Genomic DNA, 19944 nt, shown 5'->3' on the forward strand with positions numbered 1-19944 from the left:
CTTTACTCGGTTCCCGCTTCGGGTAACGAACGAGGCAGGATTGTGACCATGTCCAACACTCCCATGGCAGCGAACCCGCTCACCCGGGCCGTACTCGAGATCGACGAGTACGCCTCGGGCCTCGGCTGGGACCAGCCCGCTCGCCTCTTCGCCCTCGTAGACACCGCGCGCCTGAAGGCCCAGGAGCCCGCGCTCGCGGCACAGCTCGGTCTGGAGGACGAGTCCGAGACCAGCGGCCTCACCCCGATCGAGCAGGAGGAGATCCCCACCGGCAAGGCGCTGGACGAGTTCCTCGGCACGATCGCCTGGCCCGACGCGGTGGTCGGCTGCGCGCTGACCGTGGAGCGGCTGATGCTGCCGCCGTCCGTCGAGGCGTCCGTCCCGGACCACCTCGACGGGGCCCGGCTCACCGAGTGGGTCGCCTCCCACCCGGAGCGCCAGGAGGTCCGCATGACGGTCGCGGTCCTGCGGGACGGCTCCCGCGACTCCGCGCTGCGCCTGCGCGAGAAGGACTCCCCGACCGAAGTCCTCACCGGCCCCGAGCTGGTGCCGGGACTGGCCGAGGCGCTGACGGCCACGTTCGCGGACTGATCACTCGGAGGCCGTCGCGCGGCGGACCTCTGCCCTACGGCTGCGGGGGCGCCCCCTGGTGACGGAGCGCCCCCCACGCGCGCGTGGGCCTCAGCCCTTGGTGGTGCACTTCGGCAGGTCGGAAGTGTTTCCGGAGCGGATGTCCTTCAGGGCGCCGAGGGCGTCCTCGATGGTGTCGACCTTGACGAGGGTGAGTCCGTCGGGGGTGTCCTTGGCGGCCGCGGCGCAGTTGTCCTTGGGCGTCAGGAAGTACTGGGCGCCCTTGCCGCGCGCGCCGACCGTCTTCATCTCGATGCCGCCGATGGGGCCGACCTTGCCGTTGTCGTCGATCGTGCCGGTGCCGGCGACGAACGTGCCGCCGGTCAGATTGCCCGGCGTCAGCTTGTCGTAGATACCGAGGGCGAACATCAGACCGGCGCTCGGACCGCCGACGTCGGCGAGCTTGATGTCGATGGTGAACGGGAAGGTGTGGTCGGTCCCGGCGGAGATCCCGACGATCGCCCGCTCCTCGCCCGAGTCGTCGGACTTGGCGGTCGTGATCGTGATCTTCTGGGTCTCGGTCGCCGTGGTGTTCTTCTTCTCGGCGGCGGCCTGTGCCTTGGCGGGCACGATGACGAAGTCGACGTTCTCGCCCGGTTTGTGCTTGGTGACCTGTTTCGCCACATCCTCGGGGGCCTTGATCGCCGTGCCGTCGACGGACTTGATCACGTCACCGGCGTGCAGTTTGCCCTCGGCCGGGGAGCCCTTGACGACGGTGGAGACGATCACCCAGGACTTCACCGGGATGTCCAGCTGCTTCAGGGCGGCGACCTTGGCGCTCTCCTGGGACTGGCTGAACTCCTCGGCGTTCTCCTGGGTGGACTGCTCCTCGGTCTTGCCGTCCGGGTACAGCGTGTCGTGCGGGACGACCTTGTTGTCGTGTGCCAGCCAGCCGTAGACGGCCTCGACGAGGTTCATCTTGTAGTCGGCGCTCGTGACCCGGACCGTGGTCATGTTCAGGTGCCCGGTCGTCGGATAGGTCTTGCGCCCCGAGATCTGCAGCACCGGCGCGCCGTCGTGCTTGCCCAGCGTGTTCACCGTCGGCCCCGGCGACATCTCCGAGTAGGGCACGGGAATCAGGACTCCCGCGCACAGGATCGCGATCAGCATCAGGGTGGAGGCGAGCAGCGTCGCGGTGCGGCGTGGCATGGAACGACAGTACGGGACAGGCCTGTAAGTGCACTGTCGGGGCTGCCGTCCGGGGTGGGGGCGAGCGCGGCCGGCGGTGCGCGGGACAGGCGGGGGTCCGCGGGGCGCGGGCGGGGGTCAACCGCCGGTGTGGGACCTCTCCATGGCCTCACGGAACCGTGAGTAGCCGGCGAGCTCGGTGCCGTCCTCGATGCTCTTGCGGTTCCGGCTGGCCCAGCCGCCCCACAGTCCGGCGCCGATCGCAGCCACAAGTGGAATCAGCAACCAGGCGAGCGCCGCCATGCCGACCTCCCAACCCCATTCACCTGACCGCAACTGACTGATCAGCAGATTATCCGTCCGCTCCGTCAACGCTCACGCTGGGGGGCGGGTTACGCAACCGGAACGCGAATGGCCCCGTCCCGGTCACGCCACCCGGGTGTTCTCGGGCCCCCGACCCGGGCCTCTCGAGGCCCTCGGGCGGGGCTCAGCAGGCCCCGACCCACTCCTCCGTGCCGTCGGAGAACTTCTGGTGCTTCCAGATGGGCACCTCGTGCTTCAGGTCGTCGATGAGCTTGCGGCACGCCTCGAACGCCTCACCGCGGTGCGGGCACGACACGGCGACGACCACCGCGAGATCCCCTACCTTCAGACTTCCCACCCGGTGCACGGCCGCGAGCGCCCGCACCGGATAGTCGGCGACCACCTTCTCCGCGATCCGCCGCATCTCCGCCTCGGCGGTCGGATGGCACGAATAGCCGAGCTCGTCGACATCGGCTCCGCCGTCGTGGTTCCGCACCGTCCCCACGAACAGCGCGGTCCCGCCGGCCGCGTCGTCCCCGACGGCCCGGAAGACCTCGTCCACGGAGAGCGCGGTCTCCCGGACACCGATCAGCTTGATGGGCTCCTCGGCCCGCTGCTCACCGGGGTGATCGTTCATCGCTGCCATCCCTCCATCGTGCCCCACCCGCACCCGGCCCGACATGGTCGGATCAGCAGGCACACGCGTGTGCGTGCTCGTCACGTCCTACAGGGCGCGCACTTTCGTATCGGGTCCCGCCCTCGTCCCACCGTCCCGCGGGGCACCCCGTCACAGCCGGCGTCGAGCCTTCCGGGCCCGTCGCACCAGCGCCGCCGTACCCAACAGCGCGACCGTCGCGCCCGCGGCGCCCGCCGCCGTCGCGTCCTTCCGCCCGAGCCGGCGTCCGGCCACGGTGTGCCGCCCGGACACCTCTTCCAGCAGTTCGGCGAGCACTTCCTCGTTCGTCCACTGCGGCCGCCACCCGGCCTCGTGGAGCCGGCTCCCGCTGACGACCCAGGGGTACATCGTGTAGGCCAGGTCCCCGGCCGGCGACGGGGTGAGCCCGATGCGGTGCAGCCGGGCCGCGGCCCCCAGAGCCACCGCGGACGGCAGTTCCATGCGCCGGATCCCGCTGAGCTCCTCGACCTCCTCCTGCTCCAGCCAGCCCTCGCACCCGACGGCCAACTCCCCTTCGACCTTCTCCAGGACGGCGTACTCCAGCGCCCCGCACAGGTCCTCGACATGGCAGAACTGCCAGACGGGCCGCGATCCGGCCACCACCAGCAGCCGAGGCGACTCGAAGTACCTGGTCAGCGCGGTGTCCGTACCGCCGACGAGGACGGCGGGCCGGACGACGGTGACATTGAGGCCCGGGTGGGCGCGTGGCGCCCGGCGTGCGAGGCGCTCGATCTCCAGCAGGTCGCCGACCCCGGTGGCCTCCGCGGTCGCCCGCAGCTCCGCGTCCTCGGAGAGCGGCAGCTCGTTGTCGGGCAGCGCCCCGTAGACCATGGCCGACGTGCACAGCACGACCCGGTGCACCCCGGCCGCGGCGGCCGCCGTGAGGACGGTCTGCGTGCCCCGCACGTTGTACGCGCTGCGTGCCGCCGGGTCGGTGCCCAGGTCGAGGTCGACCGCGAGGTGCACCACCACGTCCGCGCCGCGCAGCTTGTCGGCGATCGCCGGGTCCCGCACGTCCAGGATGTGCCACTGGGCGGCCACGCACTCCCCCCGCCGCTCGTCGATCGCGATGACCTGCCGGACCTCGTCGGACGCGGCGAGCCGCTCGGTGAGCAGCGCGCCCACCCCGGACGCGGCGCCGGTGACCGCGACGACGGGTCCGCGCAGGGCGGAGCTGGTTGAGTGGTTTCGCGCTGCGCGAACCTGCGGATCTGGGGAACTCACCGGGCGTCTCCAGCGGTTGTCTTCAGTACGAACGCGGGTGACGCGTACGTACCAGGTGGCATCCATCCTGCCGCAGGCCATCGGTCGGCGGAGCACCGAGGCCCGAACCCGCCACGGTGTCTAGGCTGGGTGGTGTTCGGGCAGCCGTGCCGTCGGTGGAGCCGACGGCCCTATCAGCCGAGGAATCCCGTGAGTGACACCCCATTCGGATTCGGCCTTCCGCCGGAGGAGCCGGACGACGGCGACGAGGGCAAGAAGAAGGACCAGCAGAGCGGTGGTGGTCAGGGCCCGGCCAACCCGTTCGGTTTCGGGTTCCCCGGGGCCGGGGGCCCCGGCGCCGACAATCCGTTCGCCGCGATGTTCGGTTCCATGAACCCCACCGACCTGGGCGCCGCCTTCCAGCAGCTGGGCCAGATGCTCTCGTACGAGGGCGGCCCGGTGAACTGGGACATGGCCAAGCAGATCGCCCGCCAGACGGTCGCCCAGGGCACCGCCGACGGCACCAAGGACTCCAGCGTCGGCCCCGCCGAGCGCACCGCCGTCCAGGAGGCAGTCCGCCTGGCCGACCTGTGGCTCGACGACGCCACGTCCCTGCCGTCCGGTGCCGGATCCGCCGTGGCGTGGAGCCGCGCGGAGTGGGTGGAGGCGACCCTGCCCGCCTGGAAGGAGCTCGTCGACCCGGTGGCCGAGCGGGTCGGCGGCGCCATGGGCGACATCCTGCCGGAGGAGATGCAGGCCATGGCGGGCCCGCTGATCGGCATGATGAAGTCGATGGGCGGCGCCATGTTCGGCCAGCAGATCGGCCAGGCCGTGGGCGTCCTCGCGGGCGAGGTCGTCGGCTCGACGGACGTCGGCCTGCCCCTCGGCCCGGCCGGCAAGGCCGCGCTGCTCCCGGTCAACGTGGAGGCGTTCGGCAAGGACCTGGGCATCGGCCAGGACGAGGTGCGGCTCTACCTGGCGCTGCGCGAGGCCGCCCACCAGCGGCTCTTCGCCCATGTCCCGTGGCTGCGCTCGCATCTGTTCGGCGCGGTCGAGGGCTACGCGCGCGGGATCAAGGTCGACACGGCCAAGCTGGAGGACGTGGTCGGCCAGTTCGACCCGCAGAACCCCGAGGAGTTGCAGCAGGCGCTCCAGCAGGGCATGTTCCAGCCGGAGGACACCCCGGAGCAGAAGGCCGCCCTGGCCCGGCTGGAGACGGCGCTGGCGCTGGTGGAGGGCTGGGTCGACGCCGTGGTGCACGCGGCCGCGAAGCCGCGCCTGTCCTCCGCCGACGCGCTGCGCGAGACCCTGCGCCGCCGCCGGGCCACCGGTGGCCCGGCCGAGCAGACGTTCGCCACGCTGATCGGGCTGGAGCTGCGTCCCCGCCGGCTGCGCGACGCGTCCCGGCTGTGGGCCTCCCTCACCGACGCGCGCGGCGTCGACGGCCGGGACGCCCTGTGGGCCCACCCGGACATGCTGCCCAACGCCTCCGATCTGGACGACCCCGACGGCTTCGTCCACCGCGAGCAGCTGGACTTCTCGGAGTTGGACAAGATGCTCGGGGAGGCCGCGTCCGGTTCCGGTTCCGGTTCCGCCGAGAAGCCGGACCTGAAGAAGTCCGATGAGCAGCCCGACCCGAAGAAGAAGGACGACGACACCGAGTGAGCCTGTACGACGACGCGGTCCTCGTACTGAAGGGCTACGAGGACCAGCCGGAGCTGCGCCAGGCCTACCTCGACCATCTGGCAGAGCACCCGGACGGCATCTGGAAGGCCTGCGGCGCCGGGCACATCACGGCGAGCGGGCTGGTGATCGACCCCGAGCGCGAGCGGGTCCTGCTGACGCTCCACAGGAAGCTGCGCATGTGGCTCCAGATGGGGGGCCACTGCGAGCCCGAGGACACCACCCTCGCGGCCGCCGCGCTGCGGGAGGCGACGGAGGAGTCCGGCGTCACCGGGCTGGCCCTGCTCCCGGGCGGGCCGGTGCGCCTGGACCGCCACCCGATCCCGGCGCCCTGCCACTGGCACTACGACGTCCAGTACGCGGTGCTGGCTCCGTCGGACGCCGAGCACCTGGTCAGCGACGAGTCCCTCGACGTGCGCTGGTTCCCGTACGCCGAGGTGGCGGATGTGGCGGACGAGTCGGTCGTACGACTGCTGGAGGCGACACGGGCGCGGCTGTGACCGGGCGCGGGTCCCTCACCGGGAGAAGAACGCCGTAAGGGGCGTCCGCCATGGCGGACGCCCCTTACGCATGCCTGTCCTGTCCGCGTCGGGATCAGGCGCGGCTGCCCCCGAGGTTGTTCCCGCTCAGACCGCCCGCGCCCATGCCGAACTGGCCGAGCACCCCGGACGTGCGGACGTGCTGCGGCGGCAGCAGCTCGCTCGGCTGCACCAGGACGTGCCCGCTGCCGGAGAAGTGCATCTCCCAGCCCTCACCGGTGGAGCCCCGGCGGCGCCACACGGCGGACGTCGAGGTCGGCGCCTGCAGCTGGGTACGCAGCGAGGTGGACCAGGCGATGACGGCGTCGGAGTCGACACAGATGTTCTTCTCGGGCGTCACTTCGAGCGCCAGCGGCTCGCCGGAGGTCATCAGGACGACCTTGCCGTCGCCGGACAGCTCCAGGTTGTACGCACCCGCCGAGGCGACCTCGACTGCGCTGTCCACGGCGACGATGCCGACGTTCAGGGAGCCGTCGAACGCCAGGACGGAGGAGGAGTCCACGGTGATGCCGCGGCCGACGTCCATGATGTGCAGGTACTGTGCGAAGTTGGCGAGATACACGATCCCGTTGCCCTTGCAGCGCATCAGTTCCAGGCGCTCACCGGTCATCCGCTCGGCGTTGCGCCAGCTGCGGTTGCGGTACTGGCTGTCGAACTCGACCTGACCCTCGAAGGCGACCATGGCGCCCTGGCGAGCCAGGACGGGGCTGCTGCCGATGGTGACGTCCGTCTTCAGCAGCTGCGGGTTCTGCAGCGTGTAGCGCTCGGTGTGCTCCACCGGGATGTGCGCGAAGAGTGTGCTGTGCATGGTGTGCTGTTCTCCTCTCGGCCCCGGTCAGCCACGGACCTTGAAACGGTCACCGGTGTCCTCGCTGGGCTGGACGACCACGAAGCCCTGCCCCTTGAACCCGATCTGGAAGGCCTCCCCGCTGCCCCGGCCGATGAGCGCACTGGCCTTGATGGTGCGGCGGGCCTTCATGTCGAGGCCGTCCGTCCAGGCGATCAGCGCGTCCGGGTCGACATAGGTCTCCCGTTCGGCGCAGTCGAGGGAGATCGGCACGCCCCGGCTGACCAGGGCGACCCACCCGGTGCCCCGGACGACCAGGTTGGTCAGGCCGGAGCCGGAGAGCTTGGCGAGGCCCTTGACCGGTTCGATGGTCAGCTGGAGGGAGGCGTCGCAGGCCAGCAGGGTGGGGCCGTTGACGGACAGCGCCTCGTTGTTCAGGTGGACGATGAGGACGTCACCGCCGTAGTCGGCGAGGTAGAGGTCGCCGTCGCCGCGGCAGAGCATCAGCTTGCCGCCCTCTCCGGTGACCATCTCCTCGGCGCTGCGGCGCAGCGAGGCGGGCGCGGCGTCGAACTGCACGAACCCGTCGTAGGCGATCATCGAGCCGGCCTTGGCCAGGAGGTCCTGGCCGGTGACCATGGTGACCTTGAGCGTCTTGGAGCTGTGCACGCTCATCCGGACGCCGGTGGCCGCGGAGCGGTGTGCGTGGAGTGTCTGGAGGTCCATGCTCTGCCTCACACCTCGAAGGGCTGGACGACGACGAAGTTGCCGGGGGCACCGCGGAACTGGAGGTTGATCGCCTCCTGGGTCTGCCGGGCGTACCCGGAGCGGCGCAGCCTCAGCGAGGTCGTGGTGACGGCCTGCGCACCTGCGGACCAGGCGATGACGGCGTTGCCGTCGACATAGGTGGCCGGGCCGACGGGCAGGACGACGGGGACGCCGCGTGTCTTGACGACGACCGCTCCGGTGCCGGAGAAGAGCATGCTGAACAGGCCGCCGCCGGGCAGGCCGGCGCCCTCGATACGGCGGATCTCGGTGTCCAGCGCCTCGTCGAAGGCGAGGACGCCGCGCGCACTGGTGTAGAGCTGCTCGTTCTGGAGGCGGATGACGAAGAGCTTGCTGCCCTCGTCGGCGAGGAACACCTCGCCGTCGCCGGAACACCGCATGAGGGCCATGCCCTGCCCGGTGAGCTGGCCCGTCAACTTGCCGAGCAGGCCGGAACCCTTGTGGGCGAAGTCGATGTCGCCCTGGTAGGCGACCATGCTGCCCTGCTTGGCGAGGATGTTGGCGCCCTTGGTGAGGGTGGCCCGCACCATCTGCGGGTTCTGCTCGGTCCAGCGGTCGCCGACGGGTGCCTCGGAGTACTTCGTCAGCACGGCGCGGAGTCCGGCCTCCGGCGGCACGGGGGCGAGCTGCGTCCCGCCGCCGAACGGCTGTCCCTGTCCCGGGAAGGCCGCGGGGGCGCCCGGAGGCGTGAACGGGCCGCCCTGCGGCGCCGCGCCGGGCGGCGGTGTGAAGGGCCCGCCCTGCGGCGGGGCGCCCGGAGGGGTGAAGGGCCCGCCCTGGGGCGGTGCGCCGGGCGGTGTGAACGGTCCGGCCGGCGGTGCGGCCGGGGGCGGGACGGTGCCGCCGGGGGGCGTGTGCAGCGGCGCGGCGATGGTCGGAGCGGCGTGCACGGACGGGGAGGGCGCCGGGGGCGCGTAGCCCTGGGAGGGGGCCGGTGCCGGGGCGGCGGGGGCGCCGAACGCGGGCGGGGCGAAGCCGGGGGCGGCGTCCGCCTGCGGCTGCTGGGGCGGGGCGGCCGGCTCCTCCTCGGCGACCTCGCCGCCGAAGTTCTTCAGCAGCGCGTCCAGGCCTCCGTCGAAGCCCTGGCCGACGGCCGCGAACCGCCAGACGTCCTTCAGATAGAAGTCGCCCAGCATCACGGCGCGCTCGGTGGAGAACTCCGAGCCGTCGAACGGGTACCGGGCCACCTCCTCGCCGCCCGCGACGATGCGCAGATAGCCGGGGGAGATCTGCGACATCTGGCCATTGCCGTCGATCGTCGCCGTGAACGACAGCTTCTGGATCTGTGGCGGGATCTTGTCGAGCGTGACCCGGAAGGACTCCGTGTCGCCCGCCTGGGAGCCCAGGAGCTGGATGGCTTCCTCGGGGGTCTTCGGCTGGTTGAAGAAGACGAAATAGCGGTCGTCCGAGAGACGTTCGTCGGCGTCCAGCCCGAAGCAGCTGATGTCGAAGGTCAGTCCGGGGGCGGAGATCTGTACACCTACGTACAGATCCGTACCCGCGGTGAGGTCACTGATCTTGGCCTTGTGGCCGCGTTGGAATTCCCTGGCCATGCGTAACGACCGTCCCCCATCCCGAAAGTGAGTGCGCCTGCGAGTGCGTCGCGCCAGGCTAACCGCAAAGTCCGAGACCGTACGAGGCTGGTACAGACCCGGTACAAAAGCGCGTGTTCGAGCCACCCTGCCGGGAATCGCCCACGCGCGGGTGGAGTGCGCTTCACGTCACGCTTCACGTCACGCGTCACGTCATGCGCGGGCGCCCCGTGCGCGCGGCGTCACTCGTCGTCGGAGGCGGAGAGATGCGGCAGCCGGTCGGCGGCGACCACCCCTTCGAGGTATCCGCGAGCGCGCTCCGTGCGCGGGTACGCCTCCAGAAGCCGCCAGAAACGTGGCCCGTGACCGGGCACGAGAAGGTGGGCGAGCTCATGGAGGAGGACGTAGTCGACGACGTACTCGGGCATGCCCTGCAGACGGTGCGACAGCCGGATGCTGCCCTCGGCGGGTGTGCACGAGCCCCAGCGGGTGTTCTGGTTGGTGACCCAGCGGACGGAGGCGGGCCGGGCGCGCCCGTCGAAGTACTGGTCCGACAGGCGGGCGGCACGCTCGGCCAGCTCGGTGTCGCCGAGGAGCCGCTTGCTCTCCTGCGCGGCCAGTTTGTCGAGCATGACGGTCACCCAGCGTTGCTCCTCCGCCTCGGACATCCGGGCGGGGATCAGTACGACGGTGCGATCGCCCTCTCGGTACGCGGAGACCGTTCTGCGCCGTCGCGCGCTCCTGCGGACCTCGATCGCGCTCGCCCCCGAGCCGCTTGGCGGCTGGCTCGTCGTGCTGCGCTGTGGTTTTCCGGCGCGGTGCAGTGGGTCGGCGGGCACGCCCCGACGTTACCCGCTGCACACGGGGGAAGTCCCGCCTCCGGGACGGTTCGATATCGATCCGCACTCCGAGCGCCTGATTTGTACGACGAACGGCGTCGTCTGTGGACAACTCTCGACACGCATCGTCGCGGTCCGTGCATGCTGGCACTCGTCGGCGGACCGGGCACTCGCCCCGTCGACTCATGGGGATCTTCTTCTGGCTACGGGGGCCGATCATGCATCCGATGGTGAAGCCCGCGCTCCGGCGCGGTTGGCGGGATCTCAACACCGTGCAGTTCGGTCTCGCACCGGCGCACGCCCTGGTCCTGGGCCCGATGGACACGACGACGGGCGGCTTCCTCGACCTCCTCGACGGGACGCGCGGGCTGCCGCTGCTGCGCGAGGAGGGACGTTCCCTGGGCCTGCCCGACGGTCATGTGGACGGGATGGTGGAGCGGCTGGCCGCTTCCGGCCTGCTGGACGACGCCACCGGAGGCGGCCCGGCGGCGGATGCCCTGCGGAGCAAGCCCGAGGTCTTGGACCGGCTGCGGCCCGACGCCGCCACGCTCTCCCTGATCACCCCAGCCCCGGGCGACGCCATGCGGCACCTGGCCGCCCGTCGCTCACAGAGAGTGCAGGTACGGGGCGCGGGCCGGGTGGGTGCGGTGCTCGCCTCCCTGCTGTCGGGAGCGGGGGTCGGCGAGGTCGATGTGCGGGACGTCGGGCGGGTCGAGCCGTGGGATGTGGCGCCGGGCGGTCTGCCGGTCGAGTCGATCGGTGAGCGCAGGGACGTCGCGGCGCGCCGGGCCGCTCGCCACGCCGCCCCCGGCCGACCGCCTCGGCGCCGCGGCGGAACCCGGCCTCCCGCGGACCCGGCCGAGGACCTGCCGCCGAACCGTCTCCGCGACGAGCCCGGCTTCTCCCTGGTGATCCTCGCGCCACGCGACCCTGTCGACGTCCAGGCCCCCGGCCCCACCGCAGCCGAGCCGCTCATCGCCTCCGGGACACCCCATCTGTACGCCGGCGTCGTGGAGGGCACCGCTGTCGTGGGCCCTCTGGTCCTGCCCGGTGAGACGGGCTGCGCGGGCTGCCTGGAACAGGGGCGCGCGGACCGCGACGAGAGCTGGCCGCGGTTGGTCGCGCAGTGGCGCTCCGGCCGCCCTCGCCCGGTCGAGGCCTGCGACCTGACGCTCGCCACCACGGTCGCGGCGCTGGCGGCGGGGCACGCGCTGTCCTTCCTCGACGGGCAGACACCGTCGAGCGCGGGTGCCCGTTGGGAGGCCTCTCTACCAGGGCTCGACTGGCACTCGCGCCCGGTCTGGTCGCATCCCGATTGCCCCTGTGGGGCGGCGCAGAATGGATCGAGCGAGAAAGGTAACGGGGAACACACCCCAAAAGACGGGGAACGGCGCGAGACAATGGCGAGGCATCAGCGGTCAACGAGGTTGTCCCGCAAGGCGTACGCGGCACGGCCGGCTGGGACTTGGAGGGCGCATGTCTGATCTTCCCCGGAAGGCGGTCACCCGGACCGCCAAGCTCGCCGCGCTCCCGCTCGGCATCGCGGGTCGGGCCACCTGGGGCCTCGGCAAGCGGATCGTCGGCGAGTCGGCGGAGCTCGTGGGCCGTGAGCTGCAACAGCGCACCGCGGAGCAGCTGTTCAAGGTCCTGGGCGAGCTGAAGGGCGGCGCCATGAAGTTCGGGCAGGCCCTGTCCGTCTTCGAGTCGGCGCTCCCCGAGGAGGTCGCGGGCCCCTACCGCGCCGCGCTCACGAAGCTCCAGGACGCGGCTCCGCCGATGCCGACCCGCACGGTGCACTCCGTGCTGCGGGAGCGGATCGGTGAGGACTGGCAGGAGCTGTTCCTCGAGTTCGAGGACAAGCCGGCCGCGGCGGCCTCGATCGGGCAGGTCCACCGCGCGGTGTGGCACGACGGCCGTGCGGTCGCGGTCAAGGTGCAGTATCCGGGCGCGGGCGAGGCCCTCCTCTCCGACCTCGGGCAGCTCAGCCGGTTCGCCCGCCTTCTGGGCCCGCTGATTCCGGGGATGGACATCAAGCCCCTCATCGCGGAGCTACGGGACCGGGTCTCCGAGGAGCTCGACTACGGTCTGGAGGCGCAGGCCCAGCAGACGCACGCGGAGGAGTTCGCCGACGACCCGGATGTCGTGGTCCCGGCCGTGGTGCACCAGTGCGACCAGGTCCTCGTGACCGAGTGGATGGACGGCACGCCCCTCTCGGAAGTGATCACCGACGGTTCCCAGGAGCAGCGTGACCGGGCGGGCCAGCTCCTGACGCGCTTCCTCTTCTCGGGCCCGGCCCGCACCGGTCTCCTGCACGCCGACCCGCACCCCGGGAACTTCCGTCTGCTGCCGGACGAGAAGGTCGGCTGGCGCCTCGGTGTCCTCGACTTCGGCACGGTGGACCGGCTGCCGGGTGGCCTGCCCACCCCGATCGGCGACGCCCTGCGTCTGACCATCGAGGGTGAGGCCGAGGCCGTCTACGAGATGTTGTGCGCGGAGGGCTTCGTCAAGGAGTCGATCGACCTGGACCCGGACGCGGTCCTCGACTATCTGCTGCCCATCATCGAGCCGGCCCGGGCCGATGAGTTCGCCTTCGCCCGAGGCTGGATGCGCAGCCAGGCCGCCCGTATAGCCGACCCGCGCTCCCCCGCCCACCAGCTGGGCAAGCAGCTGAATCTGCCCCCGTCCTATCTGCTCATCCACCGGGTCACCCTGAGCACCATCGGTGTGTTGTGTCAGCTGGGAGCGACCGTCCGTATGCGCGACGAGCTGGAGGAGTGGCTGCCGGGCTTCATGACGGACGAGGAGCCGGAGTCGGCCACGGGAGCGTGAGCCGGCCGCCGGCCGACCCCACGGGCTCGGCGGGGCCATATCGCCCGGCCGGGCTCGGCCCGCCTCGCGCCACCCCGCCGCTCCCGGCTCACCACCAGGCCGAGTCCAGGCGGCCCTCGATCGCTCGAAGGTTCTCCCGGGCGCAGGTCTCGCAGAAGTAGTGCCGTCGGCCGTTCTCCACGGAACACGTCCACAGAGGTTGGGGAGCCTCGGTGGTGGCCCCGCAGCGGGCGCACACGAGGGTCTGCGGTGTCGCGGCGGCGCCGCTGTCGTCGTTGCCCCCGGAAAGACTCGTCACGGGGCGACGATAACTCCGTGTCCGGCGGATCCGCGTTCGCAACGCAGCGCGGGGGCCGGTCCCTTCGGACCCGCCCCCGCGAGGAACCACCGTCAGAGGTGGTGATGAGGTGCCTGTGCCGTTTCCGGCCGGCTCATGCCGATGGCCGCGTGGCGGCTACTGCATGACCGCCATGGCGAGCGCCCGGCGGGCGCGCATCGAGGCGCGCTCGGCCCGGCGCTGCATCCGGCGGGCGACCGCCAGGCGCATGGCCCGGCGCTCCTGCTCGGCCTGGTGCAGGCGCTCGTGCATATGCGCACGAGCCAGGGCTTCTGGCATGAGATGCATTTCTCGGGTCCTGTTCTGACGCGAGGCGTTCGCGCCGGTGGTGGTGAAGTCTGGGGTCGCGGAGCCTGCGGGCTCGCTCGTGGACGGCTTCATCGGGGCCTGCTTCTTGGGGTCGTGCGTGAGGGGGCGGTCGATCGTTCCGGTGATGTTCATGCCGTGACCGGGTTCTTGCGCGGGCGACCACGAGGCCGCTTGCGGGCAACGACGACACCCTGGACGAAGAGCTCGCCACCCCAGACGCCCCAGGGCTCACGCCGCTCCTTGGCGCCGGCGAGGCATGCCTCCATCAGCGGGCAGGTGCGGCAGAGGGACTTGGCGTACTCGACGTCGGCCGGCGACTCGGCGAAGAAGACCTCCGGGTCGTAGGAGCGGCAGGGGACGGGTACACCCAGGTTCTCGATGGCGTCGTCGAGCGCGGTGAGCGCGGTGAGCGGGGTCAAGGTGGAGTCCTCCGTGAGGCGGGGCGGGGGGATCGTTTCGGAAGGCGGTACGGACGGGGCGTGCGCTTCGAGTTGCACGGTTCGTCTTCCTCGTCTGGTCGTTCCGGCCTGGTGGGCCGGGTGGCGGCTGGTACCGGGTTCTTTTCTTGTCCCGAGGCCCCTTCGCTCTGTAGTCCCGGGTCGGGGACAAACAGAAGGGCCGCGGATCCCGGATGGGGTTCCGCGGCCCTGAAGGCGCCGGCCTGATCGTCGATCAGGCTGGATCGCTCCAGGGTTCAGGCCCACGGAAGGCCCACATCAGGTGGTGCTGCGTCGTCTGCTTCCGGATTCCGGCACCGGCCGCCGCAAAGGCATAGGCCTGGGCCTGTGCCTCTACTGCTGCTTCCAGTGCCTTGGTCGGTCGCTCATTGCGCTCACGGACGGGAAGGCCCGCAGGAGACACGGAGGACGCCGGACGGCCGCCACGGAGGGCGGACAGACCGGTGCCCAGGTTCGAGACGCCGAGCATGCACGTGGAGACGGCCGAGCGATCGGTCATTTTGACCGGGCTGATGAAGCTGGTGTTGATGCTGATCACTGGACTCGCCTCCTCTCGGCGTCTACGGGATCGGCGTGAGCCAATCCGACGGATATGAAGTACACCACGAAACCAGGGCCTTGGAGAAGGCCGCTGTTCCCGTGCCTAAGAACCTATGGGGATTGCTGGGGCATGCGCAAACTATTTTTTCGACGAGTTCGTATCAGTCGCGCTCGTCCTCGGCCAGGGGCTCCCGACCTGCGCAGATGTCGAGAACATCGGCGCCGTACCGCTGGAGCTTACGGGCGATGACGCCGGGGATGCGACCCAGTTCCACCGGAGTGCTCGGCCCCGCTTCCGCGATCGCCATCAGGGTCCGGTCGGTGAAGACGCAGAAGTCGGGCTGTCCGCTGCGCCGGGCCTGGACGGCCCGCCACTCCCGGAGCCGCTCGTAGAGACCCTCGTCCATGTCGGAGGGGCAGTCCTCGCAGCGCATCAGCTTCATCTCGCCCGCCTCGCGCAGGCTGCGGCCGCAGACCCGGCAGCGGGCCGGGGTCCGACCGGCACGGCGCGCGACCGGTCCGCTGCCGCCGCCGACCGCGAGGGCGGCCGTGCGGTGGCCCGCCGAGCCCTGTTCCACCCCGCCGGAGGCGGTCGCGCCGGAGCGGCCCCCGGGGGCGGTGGAGCCGGGGCGCAGACCGTCGAGGAACCGGCTGGGGCGCCGGTTAGGGCGGCTGCCGGGCGAGCGGGACAGGGCCCAGGAGACGGAGAGCTGCTGCCGGGCGCGGGTGACGCCCACATAGAGGAGTCGTCTCTCCTCCTCGATCTGCTCGTCCGTTCGGGCGTAGGTGATCGGCATCATGCCCTCGGCGACGCCGACCAGGAAGACGACGTCCCACTCCAGGCCCTTCGCGGAGTGCAGGGAGGCGAGGGTGACGCCCTGGACGGTCGGGGCGTGCTGGGCGTTGGCCCGCTCGTCCAGTTCCGCGACGAGGTCGCCGAGGGTGGCGTCCGGCCTGGCCGCGGCGAAGTCCTGCGCCAGGTTCACCAGGGCGGCCAGTGACTCCCAGCGCTCCCGGACCGCCCCGGAGCCGGCCGGTGGTTCTCCCGTCCAGCCCTCGCCGGACAGCACGGCCCGTACCTGTGAGGGGAGGTCGACGGTGTCTTCCAGGAGGCTGTCGTTGCCGCCGAAGCGGGCCGCGGCTCTCAGCGCGGATCCCGCCTTGCGCACCTCGGGGCGGTCGAAGAAGCGCTCGGCGCCGCGCAGCTGGTAGGGCACCCCCGCGTCCGCGAGGGCCTGCTCGTAGGTCTCGGACTGGGAGTTCGTGCGGAACAGGACGGCGATCTCGCTCGCCGGGACCCCGGAGCCGATGAGGTCGCGGATGCGGCGGGCGGCGCCCTCCGCCTCGGCGGGCTCGTCCGTGTACTCGGTGTAGCGGGGTTCGGGGCCCGGGGGCCGTTGCGAGATCAGCTCCAGGCGGTGGTCGGCGGCGCGGCCACGGGCCTGGGCGAGGAGGCCGTTGGCGAGGTGGACGACCTGGGGGGTGGAGCGGTAGTCGCGGACGAGCTTGACGACGGTGGCGCCGGGGTGGCGGAGGCGGAAGTCGAGCAGATGGTCGGGTGTTGCGCCCGTGAACGAATAGATGGTCTGGCTGGCGTCGCCGACGACGCACAGGTCGTCCCGGTCGCCGAGCCACAGTTCCAGGAGGCGCTGCTGGAGGGGGCTGACGTCCTGGTACTCGTCGACCACGAAGTGCTGGTACTGGGAGCGGACCTGTTCGGCGATGTCGTGCCGGTCCTGGAGGATGCCGACGGTGAGCAGGAGGACGTCCTCGAAGTCGATGACGGAGCGCTCGCGCTTGAGGTCCTCGTAGGTGGAGTAGATCTGGGCGATCTCGGCCGGGTCGCGGGGGGTCTCCCGGCCGTGCTTGGCCGTTGCGGCGGCGTAGTCGGCGGGGACGGTCTGGGTGACCTTGGACCACTCGATCTCGGCGGCGGCGTCCCGTAGTTCGTTGCGATCGAGACGGATGCGGCAGGCGGCCGCCGCGTCCGCGACGAGGGGGATCTTGCGGTCGACGATCCTGGGCATCCCACCGCCCACGGCCTTCGGCCAGAAGTACTGGAGCTGGCGCAGGGCCGCGGAGTGGAAGGTGCGGGCCTGGACACCGGCGGCGCCGAGCTGGCGGAGGCGGCCGCGCATCTCTCCGGCGGCGCGGGCGGTGAAGGTGACGGCGAGCACGCTGGCGGGCTGGAGCATCCCCGCCCGCACGCCGTAGGCGATGCGGTGGGTGATGGCGCGGGTCTTGCCCGTGCCGGCTCCCGCCAGGACGCACACCGGCCCGTGCAGGGCGGTGGCCACCGCGCGCTGCTCGGGGTCGAGCCCTTCGAGCACCGCGTCGGCCGAGTCGGGGACCCGCGGGAAGAGGGTGGAGTGCGTTGCTGCTGTCACATGGCCATGCTGCCAGGTCGCCGGAGACGGCTGAGCAGGTTGTCCACAGGCAGGCCCCCGCAGTCGTACTAATGCGGCAGGCGCTCCCGTGCGCCTCGGGCACCCGGTGTGGGGCGACCGACGTGAGGCGCCCGGTGTGGGGCGTGGTGGTGGACGCCACCCTCCTGCGGGGAATGGCGGGCCCGTCGCGTACGTTCCACTCACTGCTACGAGCACCCCTCATACCGTGAAGGAGCGCCAGGGACATGGCGGGCACTGTGACGATGTACAGCACCACGTGGTGCGGCTACTGCCGTCGGCTGAAGAGCCAGATGGACCGCGAGGGCATCACGTACACCGAGATCAACATCGAGCAGGACCCGGAGTCCGCGGCGTTCGTGGAGAAGGCGAACGGCGGGAACCAGACCGTTCCCACCGTCCTCTTCCCGGACGGTTCGACCCTCACCAACCCCTCGCTGGCGCAGGTCAAGCAGAAGATAGGCGCGTAGCCGCGCGAGCCCCCGCCCGGTCGCACCCCCTAGCCGGTGTGCCCCCGGGTCGGCAGGGGCTTGCCGTACCAGAGTTCGATCAGCCGGGCCGCGATCGAGATGCCGTAGGGAGCCAGCACCTCCCCGGACTCGAACGCGGCCCGCAGCTCTTCCCGGGAGAACCAGCGCGCCTCGTGGATCTCGTCGCCGTCCACGTCTATGTCGGTGGAGGTGGCACGGGCCATGAAGCCGAGCATGAGGCTGGAGGGGAAGGGCCACGGCTGGCTGGCGATGTACTCGACTTGGCCGACGGTGATGCCGACCTCCTCGTGGACCTCCCGCCGCACGGCCTGCTCGATGGACTCACCGGGCTCCACGAAGCCCGCGAGGGTCGAGAAGCGGCCCTCGGGCCAGTGCAGCTGGCGGCCGAGGAGGAGGCGGTCGTCGTCGTCCGTGACGCCCATGATCACCGCAGGGTCGGTCCGCGGGTAGTGCTCGGCGCCGCAGGCCGCGCAGCGACGGATGTGACCGGCGGCCGCGATGACCGTGCGTTCGCCGCAGCGGGAGCAGAAGCGGTGGGTGCGCTGCCAGTTCTCCAGACCGACCGCGTGCACCATGAGTCCGGTGTCGCGCGGCGACAGCAGCATGCCCGCCTCACGCAGGCCCGCCGGGCGGGCCGACTGGTCCATGCGTCCGGGGAGCGAGTCCTTCTGTAGTGCGAAGTAGCTCACACCGTCGGCGTCGGTGCCGAGGAAGTAGCGGTGCGCCTCGGTGAGCGGTGCCTCGAAGGACGGGGTCATGACGAGTTCGGTGGTGCCGTCGGGCGTCTCGTCGATGAGGACCTGACCGCCGGAGACCACGAAGCAGCGGGTGGTGGGGTGGCTCCAGGCCGCCGCGAGCCAGGCCTCGTCGAGGCGGTGGTGGGCCGCCCGGTCGATGCCGCTCGGGGCGGTGAGCGCGATGGGTCGATCGGCGGTGTGGTCGGTCCAGGCAGTCACGGGTGCTTCCAACTCCCCCGGTGGAACGGTCGGGTTCGGGCGGGCGGTTCGGGCGGGGCGTACGGCGGGCGGGTGCGCTGGGGGCGGTGTGGGGGCTTGTTCAGGGTGCCTCGCGGGAGCTGGCGGCCAGCTCGCTCCAGAGGTGAGCGCCGACCTCGACACCTTTGAGGAGCAGGTCCAGTTCGACCTTCTCGTCGGGGGCGTGCCAGCCGTCGGAGGGGACGGAGATGCCCAGGAAGAGCACGGGTGCGTCGAGGACTTCCTGGAGGTCGGCGGCGGGGCCCGAGCCGCCCTCGCGGGTGTAGCGGATCGGCTGCTGGAAGGCGCGGCCCATGGCGCGCACCAGGGATCGCAGGGCCGGGTGGTCCAGCGGCGTCAGGCAGGGGCGGGTGGCCCCGCTGAAGGTGATCTCGTGGCGGATGCCGGCGGGGACGCGTTCGGCGGCCCAGGCGGTGACGGCCTTGGCGATGTGGTCCGGGTCCTGGCCGGCGACCAACCGGAAGGACAGCTTCACCATCGCCGAGGAGGGGATGATCGTCTTGCTGCCGGCGCCCTGGTAGCCGCCGCCGATGCCGTTGACCTCGGCAGTCGGACGGGCCCAGACGCGCTCCAGGGTGGTGTGTCCGGCTTCTCCGTGTGCCGCCGTCGACCTGGCCGTGCGCAGCCACCGCTCCTCGTCGAAGGGCAGTTCGGCGAAGAGCTCGCGTTCCCGGTCGGTGAGTTCGACGATGCCGTCGTAGAAGCCGGGGATCGCCACGCGCGCGTGCTCGTCGTGCAGGGCGGCGACGAGGCGGGCGACCTCGGTGGCCGGGTTCGGGACGGCGCCGCCGAAGGAACCGGAGTGGATGTCCTGGTCGGGGCCGTACAGCCGGATCTCGCACTCGGCGAGGCCGCGCATGCCGGTGCACACGGTGGGGGTGTCCTCGGACCACATGCCGGTGTCGGAGACGATTACCGCGTCGGCGGCGAGTCGCTCGGCGTGCTCCTCGACGAGGGCCCGGAAGTGCGGGGAGCCGGACTCCTCCTCGCCCTCGACGATCATCTTGAGGTGAACGGCGGGGGTGCTGCGGCCGGTGGTGGCGAGGTGGGCGCGGACGCCGAGTGTGTGGAAGAACACCTGCCCCTTGTCGTCGGCCGCCCCGCGCGCGTGGAGGCGGTTTCCCCGGATGACGGGCTCGAACGGCTCGCTGTTCCAGCCGTCCTCGCGGGCGGCGGGCTGCACGTCGTGGTGGCCGTAGATCAGCACGGTGGGGGCGCCCGGGTCCTCGGAGGGCCATTCGGCGAAGACGGCGGGGGCGCCCGGTGTCTCCCAGACCTCGGCGACGGGGAAGCCGGTCTCCCGGAGCTTGGCGGCCAGCCAGTCGGCGCTGCGGCGTACGTCCGTCGCGTGCTCGGGCTGCGCCGACACCGACGGGATGCGCAGCCATTCCACGAGGTCGTCGAGGAAGGCGGCACGGTGGTTCTCGATGTACGTACGGACGGCGCTGTCCGGGGTCTCGCTCATGCTCACGAG

Annotated in this window: 21 protein-coding genes; 6 read left to right on the top strand and 15 right to left on the bottom strand. The window is 71.4% G+C overall.

Features of this window, described 5'->3' with window-relative positions:
- The first annotated feature begins 48 nt into the window (after window positions 1-48).
- Window positions 49-591, top strand: coding sequence for a PPA1309 family protein (locus SMA5143A_RS13900; protein ID WP_055515606.1), 543 nt, complete (start codon window positions 49-51; stop codon window positions 589-591).
- Between the two features lie 90 nt (window positions 592-681).
- Here SMA5143A_RS13900 and SMA5143A_RS13905 read toward each other — a convergent pair whose 3' ends face one another.
- The 4 genes from SMA5143A_RS13905 to SMA5143A_RS13915 form a co-directional block, all read right to left on the bottom strand.
- Window positions 682-1779: a YlbL family protein gene (locus SMA5143A_RS13905; protein ID WP_107463231.1), complete on the bottom strand. Its 1098-nt coding sequence runs from the start codon at window positions 1777-1779 to the stop codon at window positions 682-684.
- 117 nt (window positions 1780-1896) lie between these two features.
- Entirely contained in the window at window positions 1897-2028 is a 132-nt protein-coding gene (locus tag SMA5143A_RS43840; RefSeq protein ID WP_257234466.1) for a hypothetical protein, read from the bottom strand.
- Window positions 2029-2245: 217 nt separating this feature from the next.
- Window positions 2246-2707: a molybdenum cofactor biosynthesis protein MoaE gene (locus SMA5143A_RS13910; RefSeq protein ID WP_055539787.1), complete on the bottom strand. Its 462-nt coding sequence runs from the start codon at window positions 2705-2707 to the stop codon at window positions 2246-2248.
- A 141-nt stretch (window positions 2708-2848) separates the two neighbouring features.
- On the bottom strand, window positions 2849-3961 hold the full coding sequence (locus tag SMA5143A_RS13915; protein WP_107463232.1) for an SDR family oxidoreductase: 1113 nt from the start codon (window positions 3959-3961) through the stop codon (window positions 2849-2851).
- Window positions 3962-4150: 189 nt separating this feature from the next.
- Between SMA5143A_RS13915 and SMA5143A_RS13920 the strand changes: the two genes are divergently transcribed.
- On the top strand, window positions 4151-5605 hold the full coding sequence (locus SMA5143A_RS13920) for a zinc-dependent metalloprotease (RefSeq protein ID WP_107463233.1): 1455 nt from the start codon (window positions 4151-4153) through the stop codon (window positions 5603-5605).
- On the top strand, window positions 5602-6123 hold the full coding sequence (locus SMA5143A_RS13925) for an NUDIX hydrolase (protein ID WP_107463234.1): 522 nt from the start codon (window positions 5602-5604) through the stop codon (window positions 6121-6123). The genes SMA5143A_RS13920 and SMA5143A_RS13925 overlap by 4 nt, the downstream gene beginning before the upstream one ends.
- 94 nt (window positions 6124-6217) lie before the next feature.
- Here the strand turns inward: SMA5143A_RS13925 and SMA5143A_RS13930 are convergent, their stop codons facing one another.
- The 4 genes from SMA5143A_RS13930 to SMA5143A_RS13945 form a co-directional block, all read right to left on the bottom strand.
- The gene (locus tag SMA5143A_RS13930) at window positions 6218-6970 is read right to left on the bottom strand and encodes an AIM24 family protein (RefSeq protein ID WP_107463235.1); all 753 of its coding nucleotides are present in this window, start codon (window positions 6968-6970) and stop codon (window positions 6218-6220) included.
- A 27-nt stretch (window positions 6971-6997) separates the two neighbouring features.
- On the bottom strand, window positions 6998-7675 hold the full coding sequence (locus SMA5143A_RS13935) for an AIM24 family protein (protein WP_055539782.1): 678 nt from the start codon (window positions 7673-7675) through the stop codon (window positions 6998-7000).
- 8 nt (window positions 7676-7683) lie between these two features.
- On the bottom strand, window positions 7684-9288 hold the full coding sequence (locus SMA5143A_RS13940) for a TerD family protein (RefSeq protein WP_107463236.1): 1605 nt from the start codon (window positions 9286-9288) through the stop codon (window positions 7684-7686).
- Window positions 9289-9509: 221 nt separating this feature from the next.
- Window positions 9510-10106 (bottom strand): M48 metallopeptidase family protein, encoded by a 597-nt coding sequence (locus SMA5143A_RS13945; protein ID WP_107463237.1) that lies wholly within the window; start codon window positions 10104-10106, stop codon window positions 9510-9512.
- Window positions 10107-10324: 218 nt separating this feature from the next.
- Here SMA5143A_RS13945 and SMA5143A_RS13950 point away from each other — a divergent pair, with 218 nt between their 5' ends.
- Window positions 10325-11590 (top strand): TOMM precursor leader peptide-binding protein, encoded by a 1266-nt coding sequence (locus SMA5143A_RS13950; protein ID WP_107463364.1) that lies wholly within the window; start codon window positions 10325-10327, stop codon window positions 11588-11590.
- Window positions 11583-12935, top strand: coding sequence for an ABC1 kinase family protein (locus SMA5143A_RS13955; protein WP_107463238.1), 1353 nt, complete (start codon window positions 11583-11585; stop codon window positions 12933-12935). The genes SMA5143A_RS13950 and SMA5143A_RS13955 overlap by 8 nt, the downstream gene beginning before the upstream one ends.
- An 88-nt stretch (window positions 12936-13023) precedes the next feature.
- Here the strand turns inward: SMA5143A_RS13955 and SMA5143A_RS13960 are convergent, their stop codons facing one another.
- From SMA5143A_RS13960 to SMA5143A_RS13980, 5 genes are all read right to left on the bottom strand, one after another.
- Window positions 13024-13233: a hypothetical protein gene (locus SMA5143A_RS13960; RefSeq protein ID WP_099967376.1), complete on the bottom strand. Its 210-nt coding sequence runs from the start codon at window positions 13231-13233 to the stop codon at window positions 13024-13026.
- Between the two features lie 156 nt (window positions 13234-13389).
- Window positions 13390-13713: a hypothetical protein gene (locus tag SMA5143A_RS13965; RefSeq protein WP_099967375.1), complete on the bottom strand. Its 324-nt coding sequence runs from the start codon at window positions 13711-13713 to the stop codon at window positions 13390-13392.
- Entirely contained in the window at window positions 13710-14078 is a 369-nt protein-coding gene (locus SMA5143A_RS13970; protein WP_055538974.1) for a WhiB family transcriptional regulator, read from the bottom strand. Before SMA5143A_RS13970 ends, SMA5143A_RS13965 begins: the two co-directional genes overlap by 4 nt.
- A 175-nt stretch (window positions 14079-14253) precedes the next feature.
- Window positions 14254-14577, bottom strand: coding sequence for a hypothetical protein (locus SMA5143A_RS13975; protein WP_079049870.1), 324 nt, complete (start codon window positions 14575-14577; stop codon window positions 14254-14256).
- Window positions 14578-14740: 163 nt separating this feature from the next.
- Window positions 14741-16966 (bottom strand): ATP-dependent DNA helicase UvrD2, encoded by a 2226-nt coding sequence (locus SMA5143A_RS13980; protein WP_107463239.1) that lies wholly within the window; start codon window positions 16964-16966, stop codon window positions 14741-14743.
- 245 nt (window positions 16967-17211) lie between these two features.
- On the opposite strand from SMA5143A_RS13980, the gene SMA5143A_RS13985 reads away from it, so the two are divergent.
- Entirely contained in the window at window positions 17212-17454 is a 243-nt protein-coding gene (locus SMA5143A_RS13985; RefSeq protein ID WP_055519018.1) for a mycoredoxin, read from the top strand.
- A 29-nt stretch (window positions 17455-17483) separates the two neighbouring features.
- Here the strand turns inward: SMA5143A_RS13985 and nudC are convergent, their stop codons facing one another.
- Both nudC and SMA5143A_RS13995 read right to left on the bottom strand, forming a co-directional pair.
- Window positions 17484-18431 (bottom strand): NAD(+) diphosphatase, encoded by a 948-nt coding sequence (gene nudC / locus SMA5143A_RS13990; protein WP_181361842.1) that lies wholly within the window; start codon window positions 18429-18431, stop codon window positions 17484-17486.
- A gap of 100 nt (window positions 18432-18531) precedes the next feature.
- Window positions 18532-19935, bottom strand: a complete 1404-nt coding sequence (locus SMA5143A_RS13995; RefSeq protein WP_107463240.1) for a dipeptidase — start codon at window positions 19933-19935, stop codon at window positions 18532-18534.
- Window positions 19936-19944: the final 9 nt, after the last annotated feature.

Source organism: Streptomyces sp. MA5143a (assembly GCF_900290235.1).
GTDB lineage: Bacteria > Actinomycetota > Actinomycetes > Streptomycetales > Streptomycetaceae > Streptomyces.

Excerpts from the sequence above, each read along its gene's own strand:
- SMA5143A_RS13900 (WP_055515606.1), top strand. The coding sequence starts at position 49 with ATGTCCAACACTCCCATGGCAGCGAACCCGCTCACCCGGGCCGTACTC.
- SMA5143A_RS13905 (WP_107463231.1), bottom strand. The coding sequence starts at position 1,779 with ATGCCACGCCGCACCGCGACGCTGCTCGCCTCCACCCTGATGCTGATC.
- SMA5143A_RS13910 (WP_055539787.1), bottom strand. The coding sequence starts at position 2,707 with ATGGCAGCGATGAACGATCACCCCGGTGAGCAGCGGGCCGAGGAGCCC.
- SMA5143A_RS13930 (WP_107463235.1), bottom strand. The coding sequence starts at position 6,970 with ATGCACAGCACACTCTTCGCGCACATCCCGGTGGAGCACACCGAGCGC.
- SMA5143A_RS13935 (WP_055539782.1), bottom strand. The coding sequence starts at position 7,675 with ATGGACCTCCAGACACTCCACGCACACCGCTCCGCGGCCACCGGCGTC.
- SMA5143A_RS13940 (WP_107463236.1), bottom strand. The coding sequence starts at position 9,288 with ATGGCCAGGGAATTCCAACGCGGCCACAAGGCCAAGATCAGTGACCTC.
- SMA5143A_RS13950 (WP_107463364.1), top strand. The coding sequence starts at position 10,325 with ATGCATCCGATGGTGAAGCCCGCGCTCCGGCGCGGTTGGCGGGATCTC.
- SMA5143A_RS13955 (WP_107463238.1), top strand. The coding sequence starts at position 11,583 with ATGTCTGATCTTCCCCGGAAGGCGGTCACCCGGACCGCCAAGCTCGCC.
- SMA5143A_RS13965 (WP_099967375.1), bottom strand. The coding sequence starts at position 13,713 with ATGAACATCACCGGAACGATCGACCGCCCCCTCACGCACGACCCCAAG.
- SMA5143A_RS13985 (WP_055519018.1), top strand. The coding sequence starts at position 17,212 with ATGGCGGGCACTGTGACGATGTACAGCACCACGTGGTGCGGCTACTGC.
- SMA5143A_RS13995 (WP_107463240.1), bottom strand. The coding sequence starts at position 19,935 with ATGAGCGAGACCCCGGACAGCGCCGTCCGTACGTACATCGAGAACCAC.